Consider the following 12,013-nt stretch of genomic DNA (forward strand, 5'->3'; position numbering starts at 1 on the left):
AAAAAGGGCTGCTATTACAGCAACCCTTGTATGACTAACCCATTAAAACAGAAAAAGCCACCTGAAATAAATCAGATGGCTATGATAACTTTTATGAGTTTCCTCATCTTGGTAGTTTTACTCCTTTTAATGCTTCATTAGCTTTTGCTAGTTTTTCAGGAGCAACCTTTCTTTCATCAATCTTATTCAACCTTTCATCAACAGTCAAGGTAATCTCCTTCTTAGATATTTCACTTATGAATTTTATGACTTTCTTCTCCATACAATGAATTTACGACTTAATTCTAATTAAAAAACCATCCAATTCCATGTTTTTCTGAAATGGAAGAATGTCATTACCAATTTTAGAATAGACCTCGAATTTTAATAACAGATAATCCAGATTAATTCCTATTGCCATTCTATACAGCCTTGTTCTTTCTTTTGTACTGCCAGTGAAAAACACCCATCTCTCAGGGTATGTTTTTAGATATATTTCCACAACATGAGCAACTGTTGACAAGACCTTATTCCTGTCACCATTTGCAGTAATAGACATATCATTTATTTCGTCATTTATTTCAATATCTCCTAGCATGAGATTATATACATCAGAATATTCAGTTGGCATAAAAACTATTCTTTTGGGAATAACACCTTTCTTACCAATACTAAAAAACTCAAACACACTAAGTCCCTCCTTTATATAAAGGTCTTTATATACTTCATATTGCATTATTGTTTGTTGAAAATGAAAAAATAAAAAAGAGGCAATAGCTAGACAGCTAACCTCTTTGTTCATAACCCATGCTCTAAGAAATTATAGATTGTGTATAAAGAAAAGTGGGGCCATAGATAAAAATCTAGCCCCAGATGGTAACTATGAATACACTATCCTAATCAATAATATTAAGGATGGAGCAATTGATAGAAATCAGGCTCCATGTTGTTATTTAACCCCTATAAAATGCTACTGTAAAAACCAGTTGGCTTGGTTATGCCTTACTGCATTTTTAATACCTTCAATAAATTGAAATGCATTTACTGATCTGTCCAAAAATGTATCAATGTAACTGCTCTTATTAGCCTCAGTGAACAGATTGTATACCTTCCAGAGGTTTATACTTCCATCATCATTCCTGCAGAAACTTTTATCTCTATAATAGTCCCTGCAAATGGCACTGATTTGGGTGTCACCAAAGGAAAGAAAAGGCACATTAGCTTTCATGTTTGGAGGTAGATACTGATATAGTTTACACCTGCCAATTAGTTGTACAAATTGCTGCTCTGAAATATTACAATTGGTGAGTGTCTTCATGCTTTTGATATGATGATCTATATTGTAGCTATTGAACAAACAGTATATAGCATTTCTTAACTCTTCAATGCTTCTGACTTTTAAATCAGCCTTGTAGCCATCTGACCATACACAGAGATTAGTGCAGACTTTGTTTTGAAACCCAATAAAAACCTTAAACACTTCTCCTGTTCCTTTCTTCAAGGATAAATTGTCCAGGTTATAAGATTTCACCCCTCCAATTGTTAAGGATACTTGGTTACCTCCAATGGCTTCAGTTACTGAGGGAATTTCAATAACAAAAGCCATCCTCTCATAATGCAATGTCTTTTCATGATCTAACAGGTCTCTGGATAGCTTATTCTTTGCAGATGGCACTCTTCCTTGTATTGGGTGAGAAAGTCTTATGTTGGGGCTTAAAATGTGCTGTAAGGGGAATACATCATTAGCTACACTCATGACAGTTTCAATAAAGTCAGAATGAGATATTACAGGCTCATTATCCTTGAATACAGGGATAATATGTTCAGCCTTGATCTCTTGTAAGCTGGATTGTAAAGTATTTGCTTCTATAAATGGCCTTGCTGTAGAAGTTATTTCCTCAAAGGGAATGTATGATCTCTTTATTGGCATAAGCACCAATGTTGTTGTATTCATGATGTAAAAACTTTTAGCAAAACAAAAGGCCAATCCTTTTATAGATCAGCCTTTCATTTAATTTGATGAATGATTTAATTACAATTGGTGATGATAATATCAAGGTTCATATTCATATTTATGGGCTATTGTGACAACTTCTCCTGTTCCTGGAATTGTATATTCAAAAGGAGGGCATTGCTTCTTGACGATGGAACCAGCAATCTGTCTGCCTAACATTAACTTAGCTGTTGCTTCATCAACTCTTGTGGGAATGCTACACTTCTTCACATCGACATAAAGTTTACCAGATTTTCCAGTGAGAACTTCCATATCCCCTATTAAATCAAAGCATATATATGTCTTTCCCTCACTACTCTGATTAATAAAATAACTTTTAACTGTTACCATATTTTGTTTTCAATTAGGTTTAAGATTTATGTATTGATAAAGCAGGGGGGTATACCCTGACCTTGAAATAGAGGAGAGGCTGGAAGAGATGGGGTACTCATTTAATGAATACATTTATGCCATCTTATTACTTAGCAGGCAAGATTTGGGGTTGAAATTTTTTAGAAATATTTGTAGACTAACAACCATGTATAAATATTTATGTATATTAGTTTCTATAATTCCCTAGTAATGACCTTGAAAGAGTTACTCTTAAACCATCCAAATGAGCATATAAGCTATATCCAGTATCTACAAATAGATGAATGGCTCATTAAGAGAGATGAAATTATCAAAAGAGATAGCTGCCATTGCACAAAATGTAATAGGGAAGCAACAAATGATAATATTGATCCTGTTACCAAGAAATCTGAACATTTCTGGATCGAAGAGGATGGGTTTGAATTAACAGACGATAAGATAATGGTGCCTCATTTTAAAATGGTTTATTCAGATAAACACTACCATCTTGAAGTACACCACACCAGATATATTCTGAATAGATTGCCCTGGGATTACGATAATGACGATCTAATTACTCTCTGTAATCACTGTCATACTGAATTTCATCAGAATAATAAGGTGCCAGTTTATAGTGAGAATGGATTAAAAGACCTTGAATATAAAATGTGTGATAAATGTAATGGAATAGGGTATATTTCTCAATACTTGCACATCCAAGAAGGAATTTGTTTTCAATGTGGAGGAGAAAAATACGAAAGCGCATTAATAAATCGTCATATTTAATTTATACACCATAATAATGGAAATAATATGAAACCATTAATCTTAGAATTTGTAGAATTTTCCAAGGAAGACGAACTTGATTACTCTAGCATTGAGTATTCTGATGACCAAAATTTAAATGTGTTGAAAGGAACTCAGTCCCCTGCGATACTATTAGCAGCATATGATTCTACTAATATAACTAGAACAGATAATGAAACAACTGAAATTCATCAAGACTTGAGGAATGCACTTGATACAATGACTCGCACATTTAATCACAATGAGGTTAGCGATCCAGACAATAGTTCAAAGTTGTCAATTCTATTAGATACTACAACTGGTACGAAAACTTACAATGAGGTCTCTGATGATGATAGAAGTCGTTTATATAACTTATTAGATACAGCGACAAGCACAGCGAATCAGAATCCTGATCTTGAAGTAACAGATACTGACAAAGATTACTAATGATACTAATTGTAACCCATAAATCTGATTTTACAGTAGATTATGTAATAAGGAAGCTTAATGACAAGAGTATTCCTTACTATAGATTTAATTGCGAAGATGTATTGAAACGCAGTTTCGGAGTACAAATAGATCAACAATTTAAGTATCACATAAATGGAATCTCAGATTTTTCGTCTGTATGGTTTAGAAGAACCAAATTACCAGATTTTAATCAGCAACCTGATGGTATTAAAAGATATCTCCAGGATGAAGTAGATTCTCTGTTTAGTAATTTATTCAATACTATCCCCGCAAAATGGCTTAGTAATCCAACAAATATTTATCGAGCAGAGAATAAACTGGTGCAATTAAAAGAGGCATCTAAATTAGGTATGAATATACCTGAGACTATTGTAACCAATCAAAAGGACGAGATAAAAAAATTTTATTACGAGAATGAAAAAAATATAATAATAAAGCCAATATATAGTAATAGAATATTTTTAGACAATAAGTTTGGCCTGATATATACAAATAAGCTTGGTGAAAAACACATTAATGATTTAGATGATTTTTTGTTAAGCCCTAATATTATTCAAAGGCTGATTGATAAGCAGTATGAACTAAGAGTAACAATAGTGGATAAATCTGTATTTGCTGCTGCTGTTGACTCACAATCACAGAAGGAAACAGAAATTGACTGGAGAAAGAGTAGACTGAAATTCACTGCTTATAAATTACCTGAGTATATTGAAAAACAATGTATTGAATTAGTTAACAGTTTGGGTATTTCTTTTGGGGCGATAGATATGATTCGATCAAAGGATGGTAGCTATTACTTTTTAGAGGTCAACCCTAATGGACAATGGGCATGGATTGAAAACGACACAGGCTTAAATATATCTGACGCTATCATAAAGTATCTTAATAACAAATGAAAATCATAAAAAAGGTTAAACACTATCTCTATTATTTTGGTCTTAAGAAAAATTGGACTGATGAGAATAATCAAGGTTTTAATTATACCAAAGTTGATGATGACACGACAAAAGAGCACCTTCGTTATCTAAAAGAATTGATACAAACAGAAAACGAAAGACAAAATTCCATAGAAAGTAAGACCTCTCAATTGGTAGGGCAATGTGGCCTAATCTTCTCACTGTTAGGCTTATTTGTGCCAGTGTATTTCGATAAATTTATTGACTTTTCCCTGGCTATAAAAATTGTCCTGCTTCTTCCTTTTCTTAGTTCATTTCTATTCTACATTCTTGCTATTATCAAAGCCATCGAAAATTATAACATAACAAAATATAGATATATATCAGGAAGCGTACAAACAGTGATAAATAGAAAAACAAAAGACGACTTTATCAATTCTGAGATCAATGACCTACTCCTAGCAATAAAAATCAATACGCAACTTAATAATAAAAAAGGCACCAATTTGTTACATGCTTTTCGCTCATTTAGATTTGCGAATGTATGTATTGCCATATTAGGCTTATTCATTGGTTCGCTTATGCTTTTCTATAGAAAACCTCCAGATGACAACAAGCTTATCAATAGAAAGATTGAAAAGATGGAGTCAAGACTAAATTTGTTAGATACCAATATTATAATTGTGAGAAAGCAAATTCTAAATATCAATAACCAACAGCAAGATACGTCTAAGAAAATGAAAAGGGATTGATCGGCAATTTTGGTTAGTCTGTATTAGATGAAATTGTAAAAAATTTCCTGATATTTTGATCTAAATATTAACTAATCACTTTGGGGATCAATTTCAAATTCTTCAATTGAAAACTTGGATATCTTTATCAGCTTCTGCCTTATTTCTGCTTGAATCAGCTTTCTTGTGTGAGATCTTTGACCAGGCTTTTGTTCTACTTGGCTCCCATCCAAGTTTCTGAAGTCTACATCCAATTCAAAATGACAAATATTTGAAATTAAAGGGTCATGTTTGGCAGTTACAACAAAACGATAAGCATGTTCGCCATCCAGGTTAGGATATGGATAGGTATCAGAATACTGTATATCTCTTATTTTGAAAAGGAAGTACCCCCTATCGTGATTATAGGTAAATTCAGCATCTTGAGGAGTATATCCATCCTCTCCTTCATTCCATTTTTGATAAAACTTGTGCTTGTCTTCGCAAATAAATTCAATAAAAATATCGTCTACATCTGAATCTGGAATCTTATTCACAGAATATGTAAAAATTTCTTTATCGTTAATTGCTTCTGCAGCTAAATTTCCTTCAGAATCCTTTAATTCTGAATTAGGAGGTACCCATCTACAAAGCAGTTCTTCTTCATTGGGTTGTGGAATATATTTATGATTTGATCTAGGTACCAATCTAGATGGATAGGGCATTGTATTCTAATTCTTTTGTTTTTTTATCTATTGAATTCGTTCTCGTGGATGATTGCATCGTTAATTCCATTATTTTTTGTTTTAACAAAGCAAAAACATTCTTGGTTTCTCCAAATTGTTTTAGAACGACTTCATCGTTATGATATGTTGTTAAAACAGCTTCAACAAAATCATCTTCGGAATCTTTAGTATAAAAAACTTCAAGATGAGTTTCTATAAGTGGAACATTGTAAAATCTAAAGTAAATGCTGTGATCGTTAGTTAAGTTAACAATAATATTGCTTGGGCGTAGTGTCGATATAAAAGATAATGCGTTGTTGAAATAACTCCTAGCCTCTACTTCATAGCCTTCTATTAAGTGTTTCTTACGCAATAGATCAAGTTCAAACTTGTCCAATACATTGAAAAGCATTTTCGCCTCGATTGATGTTCTGAGAATCTCGCGAGAGGATGGTATAGGCCAATAATTAGGCAAATAAGTATGAGGCCCCCAGAGACCAACTGTACAGTCAATATCTCTATAATAAATTTTCCGACAATTAAATCTCATAGTAGTCGTACAAAGCGTAGAATGGGGCAGTAATACATAAGCATCATTAGACATAGTGTTTGGATTTAATATTGCACACTATTTAAATAATTGATTAATAAATTCATTTGCGACAGTTGTGAAATCTTCATATGATTTCAAAATGTCAAAATCTATCTCTGAGAAAGACTTATCGTTAAATTCAGTGTGAAAATTCAGAACAACTAAGCCAGAAGAAGATGTCTCTCCTCGTACTAATTTAACATAACAAGTTGTCAAACTGTTGACAGAAAATGTTAAATCTATCATATTTATTCTGCTATCTCTGAATTTGGTAGCACTTTCGTTGGATAACAAATCATCAAACTTATAATCACTTATTTCAATATCAAAATTGATACCTATTCCTGTTGCTTTTATGAATGGTAGAGCTTTGCAGTATTTTGAAGCTAGGTCAAAAGCTTTGATATCTTCTCCTACAATTCCTAACCTCGTATTTTCTACTTGAATTGACGTTCCATCTTTTAGCACTACTCGACTATAAGAAGGGGTATAAACACTATTATTTCTATCTAATTCATCAATATCCTTAATCATTTCTGCCTTTAAAAGGAAATAATCAGAAACAAGAGATGGATTATGGGAATTGGCTAAAACGACGATTGAGCGTTTGCTAGTATAAGATTCCACTTACAGTAGAAATTTTAGAAAATTAAGGATGCAAAGTTATTGAATTGAGATCAAATCTAATCAATTAATTGAGATTTCCAAATAAATGTATTAGTAAGAGAATGAATATATGGGGATCTACTTAATTTACACCCATACTTTCCTTTATTAAAAGTACCTAATACCACTGCTATTGCCATTCAGTATTTTCTTGGCTCTTAAAGCTACTTATTTTATCAAATGAGTAAAGGAAGATTATCTCAGCTGTTTTGAGATAATCTTCCTGAAACTCTATGCTGTCAATATCTGGATCGCAACTTTCTCTTTAAGTGCATAAACATAGACACCACCAGATTTAATTCTTGGGAACTCGTACTTCTTCATATACTTTCCAATCTTTTGTGTAAGGCTGTCATTCACCTGCAAGTTGGACTTTCCTGATAAAAACTGTGCAATCTCTGTAGCTGTCCACTTATGCTGAGGTGTTTCCTCTTCAATTTTTACAGGAACAAGCCACTTAAGAATAAGCTCCTCTATATAGCTTATAGCCTGGAACTGTTCGTTGCTTTCTGCTACTTCCTCAATCTCTTCTGCATTAAAGAAATGTGGAAATCCACTGTTCAGTAAATGCTTAGCTTGAGCATACACCATATCCATATTAATACTGTGGTTGAACTGAATTTCTGAAACATCAAAACAAAGAAATCTTCTATTCCCTGTTGTATCATTTAAAAATTGCTTATTATTCACTGATCCCATAAAGGAAGCTCTTCTTGGCATACTTTCATCAAAATGTGCATATGCTCTTCTAACCTTAATCTCAGGAGCTGTAATAATTTCCTTTAGCTTCTCTGTGTTTGAGGATGTCAAATTATCCATCTCATCTAAATTAATGAGGAAACACTCCGCCATCCTGATTTTTGTATCCTTGTTATTTAGGTTTGGAATACCTGAATAGAAGTATCTTTTAAGAGGATCAGGAACTAACTTGTACATCCAACTTGTTTTTCCAATTCCTTGTTTTCCAGCGAAAACTATTGCAGTATGATTTACTTGTTTATCATCAGTGGCACATGCAACTACAGCTACAATCCATTTTTTGAACCATTCTTGCCATTTCACATCATTGTTGGTTTTTACTGTTTCTGCCAATTGCTTAATATAGTCTGTTCTACCATCCCAGACTGGCAAGTTATTAAAGTAACTAGTAAATGGATTGTAAACAGGGGCAAAGTCAGAATAGATAATGGATTTTAAAGCATCCTTCGATATTCTGATTTTCCTCTTCATTAGCTCTCTGATAATAGAATTAAACTTCAAATCATCTAATAGTGAAAAGGGCACTTCTTCTTTCTTCTTAAATTCTAATCTTCCCAAAACTTGGTTTATTCTGAAATCATAATTATTGCCCAAATATCTTTCAACTAAATCAATTGATGAAGGGCTATCATCCTCAACAGCCATTTGACTGACTGCATCCATCAGAAAATCTTTGTAATCTGATTCTTGAAGGTTACCCTCGTTACCCTCTGAAGCAATAGGGGTAAGGTGGGTAAGGTTTGTCTCTGTAACTACCTGTGGATTCTGCATCTCTGCCATTTTTTTTGTTTTTTGTTATTGTTTTTTTTTAACAATACAAAAGTGCAAATTATGTTAAGGTCCTTTGATCCTGAACAAGTCCTGTCAGGACTAATCAGACTACAGAATCCAATATGGTGAAGGGTTTTATTTTTTATCTTTAAATTTACTAGTGTCTATTCTATCGTCTTTTAAGGCTCTTTTATCCTCTTTACTGGGAGTTAAAAGTGTGTCGATAGATGAAGCACTAAGAGGTTGCCCATCCTTCTCAATAAAATTATTTAACAGGAAATTCTTTACTTGATCTTTGGTGGCTTTTATTAGTGGTTCACCACCATTCTCTACATTGGAATAAAGGTCATAAAATAATGTAATCAATACCTTTGACTTACCCATCCATTGAAGTTTGTAGGAAGTCTGTTGAGCAGAAGAGAGATTTATATGCTGTTGTTGTGTGGCATCATCGTGAACAGCATATTTTTCTGTCAGTTCATTTTTAAGGGATTTCAATGAGCCTGCTACAAAAGTGTATTTGCTTATATGTTCCAATTCATCAGCATACAGTATAAGTGTATTCAAGGTCTTGTATAATGTCTTGAGATATAGTACTTGTTTTTTCTCATCGTCTATTTCTAGCAATCTATTATCTATTCTATCCAATGAATTAAAAAGCTCCTCATTAATCTTGCCTTCCAGGTAGGTGGTAAAAGTTATTGTTACATTTTCAATAACCAGATCGTCCTCATTACTGCCATGTACTTCAGCATATTCAATAGTCCCATTCGCATAATCTCTATTTGTAACCTTTCCATATTCTGTAGTAGTATGAAAGCTAAGTCTTTCCTTAGTTATTTTATTTCTTAAAATTAAATCCTTGAAATATTGCAATGGGTGCTGTTCCATAAAATAAAATAGGTGCAGGATTGTTTATTTACCTGCACCTAAAGTAATAAAAGTTTGATTTGCATTACAATTTGCAAAACAAACAAAATATTGCCAGTACCATAGTACCTATTAGCATAATAACCATTGGATTATCTCTCAAGTCTACTCTATGATAAGGCAAAACCTTATCTGCTGTTATACTTCCCAATATCCAACTTATAGCCAATAGTATTATAGCACTGAAAATCAGACTAATACTATTCATTTTATTAATTAAGTAATTGAAAATGAGCAATAAGAACTAATTGCCCTGTTTATTGATGGTTGGCAGGACTACAGCAGGTCTTGTAACACTTACATAATTCCTGATGGTTGTATCTACTGTAGAATGGCCCATTAAATAAGCCACATCTGTTAAAACCATCCCTTGTTGTACAGCCCTTGTACCAAAAGAATGCCTTGCAGCATATAAATCCCTGTCTGCAATACCAAGAGCAAGCATAACTGGCTTAATAACCCTCTTTTTTAGCATTCTGTCATCAATTGATAGCCCTTTGGGGGAAAGGAATACTAAACTATCAGGTTCTCTGTCATGTAAAAGAGGAGTTAGTAGTGCTAAAAGTTCCTCTGTTAATGGGAGGTATCTTATATTACCTGTTTTGGTGCCTTTACTTATTCTGGCAGCATGGTGGGTACCTTTGGTAGTTCTGGCTAAAGTGTCTGAGATCTCTATCTGTCCAGCCTCAAAATCTATATGCTTTACCTTTAGGCCTATAGCTTCAGCATTTCTGACACCAGTAAGGAAGATGAATTTTAAAAAGGGATAGTAAAGGGAATGCCTATATGGAGAGAACTTATGACAATAGGTATCTTTTCTGATTGCTTCCAGAAAATTATTGATCTCCTCCTCAGTTAGTGGCTCCCTTCTCTTATTCTTGCTTTTCCTCTTTTCTCTTCTTTTGGTAACATGCAATAGAGGATTTATTGTAATTACCCCTGTATCCTGTAACCAGGAGAAAAAACTACTCAGGAAATTCAGTCTTCTGTTATAAGTTATTACAGACCACTTCTCCCCTATCATTTTAGCAGCTATATCCTCCAATGGAACATTCACATACCTTCCCAACATCCTACTGACACCTAAATAATCAACTGACAGGTCAATATTGATATTTCTGATATTCTTAGTCCAGTCATTGAACTTGCTAACTAATTGATCCAGGTAAATTACTGTAGATTCTGGGATTTCTATTTGTAGAGGAGTGGAAATAACTGGTTTTACAGGCTCTGGCTTATATTTCACTAAAGTGGTATCAAAGCACCCCTTCATAATGTCCAGCTTAATTTCAGCTACCTTAAGTGTAGCATGGTGCATATTCTCTGGTAAATAGGAATAAGGCATATTTAATGTACACCTGATTCCTTCATGCCTCCATCTGAGCCTTATTCTACCTCTATGATTACCTATTGAGATTTCTCCCTTGAGAGGCTTCTTATTGTACCCCATTATGTACCCCAAATTGAAGTTATAGGGTCACTTTTGGGGCATTTTCTAATTTCAGAGGATTGGACTTAATAAAACTACCCTTTGTATCATTTTAGCTAAACCTATGTCCATTCGACATTTCAGGGCACAAAAAAAGGCAGCATTTCTGCTGCCTTTCTGCTTTTTGGGTGATCGAAGGGTTTCGAACCCTCGACCCTCAGAACCACAATCTGATGCTCTAACCAACTGAGCTACGACCACCGTTTGTTTTGATTGGGATGCAAAGATAACAAAATGCGTTTTAAATTTCCAAATTTTTTCGCCTTTCTTTGCTTACTTTTTTTAATCATCGCTTTATGTCATTATATATCATCCCTTTTTTAGGAGCACTTACAGGTTGGCTGACCAACAAAATAACTATCCTTTTCGCGCTCCGCTCCTTGTCCCGGCGTCAGCAACAACTGGCAGATCAAACAGGTGAATTTGTAGCTACAAAACTCTTCTCTTTTGACGAGGTCCGGCAGCAACTTGCCGACCCGGAAAAAATCAAAAGTATGATCCCGGTAGTGGAAGTGCATATGGATACTTTCCTTCGGGAAAAACTGCCGGAAGCGATGCCTGTTTTCAAAATGTTTATTGGCGACAGCACCATCCAGCAGGTAAAGACGGTACTGGTTGCAGAACTGGATAATATGTTCCCTGAAATCATCGATCAATACCTCCGGCAAACAGAAAAAGAACTGGATGTCCGCGCTATCGTCAGCCGGAAGATCAGCGCCCTTTCAGTCGATCAGCTGAAAAAGCTGATCACAGTTTCACTGCGCCGCGAACTGCGTTTAGCAGAAATGGGCGGAGCAGCCATCGGTTTTTTCATCGGATTACTACAGCTGTGGATTGCCCTACACCACAATAACTGACCATTCATCACAAATGGCAATACTTTACATATGAG

15 protein-coding genes and 1 tRNA gene are annotated in these 12,013 nt (G+C 34.2%); 5 read left to right on the top strand and 11 right to left on the bottom strand.

Going from position 1 to position 12,013, the window contains the following annotated elements; all coding sequences use genetic code 11:
- Window positions 1-103: 103 nt before the first annotated feature.
- The 4 genes from MYF79_RS25405 to MYF79_RS25420 all read right to left on the bottom strand — a co-directional run bounded on the left by MYF79_RS25405 (window position 104) and on the right by MYF79_RS25420 (window position 2,323).
- A complete protein-coding gene (locus tag MYF79_RS25405) occupies window positions 104-262 on the bottom strand; it encodes a hypothetical protein (RefSeq protein ID WP_247810693.1) in 159 nt (52 codons plus the stop codon).
- 9 nt (window positions 263-271) lie between these two features.
- The gene (locus MYF79_RS25410; protein WP_247810694.1) at window positions 272-715 is read right to left on the bottom strand and encodes a DUF6934 family protein; all 444 of its coding nucleotides are present in this window, start codon (window positions 713-715) and stop codon (window positions 272-274) included.
- Window positions 716-949: 234 nt separating this feature from the next.
- Window positions 950-1,933, bottom strand: coding sequence for a DUF3871 family protein (locus MYF79_RS25415; protein WP_247810695.1), 984 nt, complete (start codon window positions 1,931-1,933; stop codon window positions 950-952).
- 99 nt (window positions 1,934-2,032) lie between these two features.
- Window positions 2,033-2,323, bottom strand: a complete 291-nt coding sequence (locus MYF79_RS25420; protein ID WP_247810696.1) for a hypothetical protein — start codon at window positions 2,321-2,323, stop codon at window positions 2,033-2,035.
- A 231-nt stretch (window positions 2,324-2,554) separates the two neighbouring features.
- Here MYF79_RS25420 and MYF79_RS25425 point away from each other — a divergent pair, with 231 nt between their 5' ends.
- Genes MYF79_RS25425 through MYF79_RS25440 form a run of 4 tightly spaced genes read left to right on the top strand, consistent with a single transcriptional unit; the run spans window position 2,555 to window position 5,231 of the window.
- Window positions 2,555-3,109 carry a hypothetical protein gene (locus MYF79_RS25425; RefSeq protein WP_247810697.1) on the top strand — a complete coding sequence of 185 codons (555 nt, stop codon included), beginning with the start codon at window positions 2,555-2,557 and terminating at the stop codon, window positions 3,107-3,109.
- A 27-nt stretch (window positions 3,110-3,136) separates the two neighbouring features.
- Window positions 3,137-3,559, top strand: coding sequence for a hypothetical protein (locus MYF79_RS25430; protein WP_247810698.1), 423 nt, complete (start codon window positions 3,137-3,139; stop codon window positions 3,557-3,559).
- Window positions 3,559-4,479, top strand: a complete 921-nt coding sequence (locus MYF79_RS25435) for a hypothetical protein (RefSeq protein ID WP_247810699.1) — start codon at window positions 3,559-3,561, stop codon at window positions 4,477-4,479. Before MYF79_RS25430 ends, MYF79_RS25435 begins: the two co-directional genes overlap by 1 nt.
- Complete coding sequence (locus MYF79_RS25440; protein ID WP_247810700.1) at window positions 4,476-5,231, top strand: hypothetical protein; 756 nt, start codon at window positions 4,476-4,478, stop codon at window positions 5,229-5,231. The genes MYF79_RS25435 and MYF79_RS25440 overlap by 4 nt, the downstream gene beginning before the upstream one ends.
- A gap of 71 nt (window positions 5,232-5,302) precedes the next feature.
- Here MYF79_RS25440 and MYF79_RS25445 read toward each other — a convergent pair whose 3' ends face one another.
- From MYF79_RS25445 to MYF79_RS25475, 7 genes are all read right to left on the bottom strand, one after another.
- Entirely contained in the window at window positions 5,303-5,914 is a 612-nt protein-coding gene (locus MYF79_RS25445; RefSeq protein ID WP_247810701.1) for a hypothetical protein, read from the bottom strand.
- A complete protein-coding gene (locus tag MYF79_RS25450) occupies window positions 5,898-6,518 on the bottom strand; it encodes a hypothetical protein (RefSeq protein WP_247810702.1) in 621 nt (206 codons plus the stop codon). Before MYF79_RS25450 ends, MYF79_RS25445 begins: the two co-directional genes overlap by 17 nt.
- 24 nt (window positions 6,519-6,542) lie before the next feature.
- Entirely contained in the window at window positions 6,543-7,133 is a 591-nt protein-coding gene (locus MYF79_RS25455; RefSeq protein WP_247810703.1) for a hypothetical protein, read from the bottom strand.
- A 270-nt stretch (window positions 7,134-7,403) separates the two neighbouring features.
- Window positions 7,404-8,711, bottom strand: a complete 1,308-nt coding sequence (locus tag MYF79_RS25460) for a VapE domain-containing protein (protein ID WP_247810704.1) — start codon at window positions 8,709-8,711, stop codon at window positions 7,404-7,406.
- 126 nt (window positions 8,712-8,837) lie between these two features.
- On the bottom strand, window positions 8,838-9,593 hold the full coding sequence (locus tag MYF79_RS25465; protein WP_247810705.1) for a hypothetical protein: 756 nt from the start codon (window positions 9,591-9,593) through the stop codon (window positions 8,838-8,840).
- A 283-nt stretch (window positions 9,594-9,876) separates the two neighbouring features.
- A complete protein-coding gene (locus tag MYF79_RS25470) occupies window positions 9,877-11,082 on the bottom strand; it encodes a site-specific integrase (protein ID WP_247810706.1) in 1,206 nt (401 codons plus the stop codon).
- A gap of 166 nt (window positions 11,083-11,248) precedes the next feature.
- A tRNA-His gene (locus MYF79_RS25475) sits at window positions 11,249-11,322 on the bottom strand.
- Between the two features lie 95 nt (window positions 11,323-11,417).
- On the opposite strand from MYF79_RS25475, the gene MYF79_RS25480 reads away from it, so the two are divergent.
- A complete protein-coding gene (locus MYF79_RS25480; protein WP_247810707.1) occupies window positions 11,418-11,978 on the top strand; it encodes a DUF445 domain-containing protein in 561 nt (186 codons plus the stop codon).
- Window positions 11,979-12,013 lie beyond the last annotated feature (35 nt).

This window comes from Chitinophaga filiformis (assembly GCF_023100805.1).
GTDB classification, from domain to species: Bacteria; Bacteroidota; Bacteroidia; order Chitinophagales; family Chitinophagaceae; genus Chitinophaga; species Chitinophaga filiformis_B.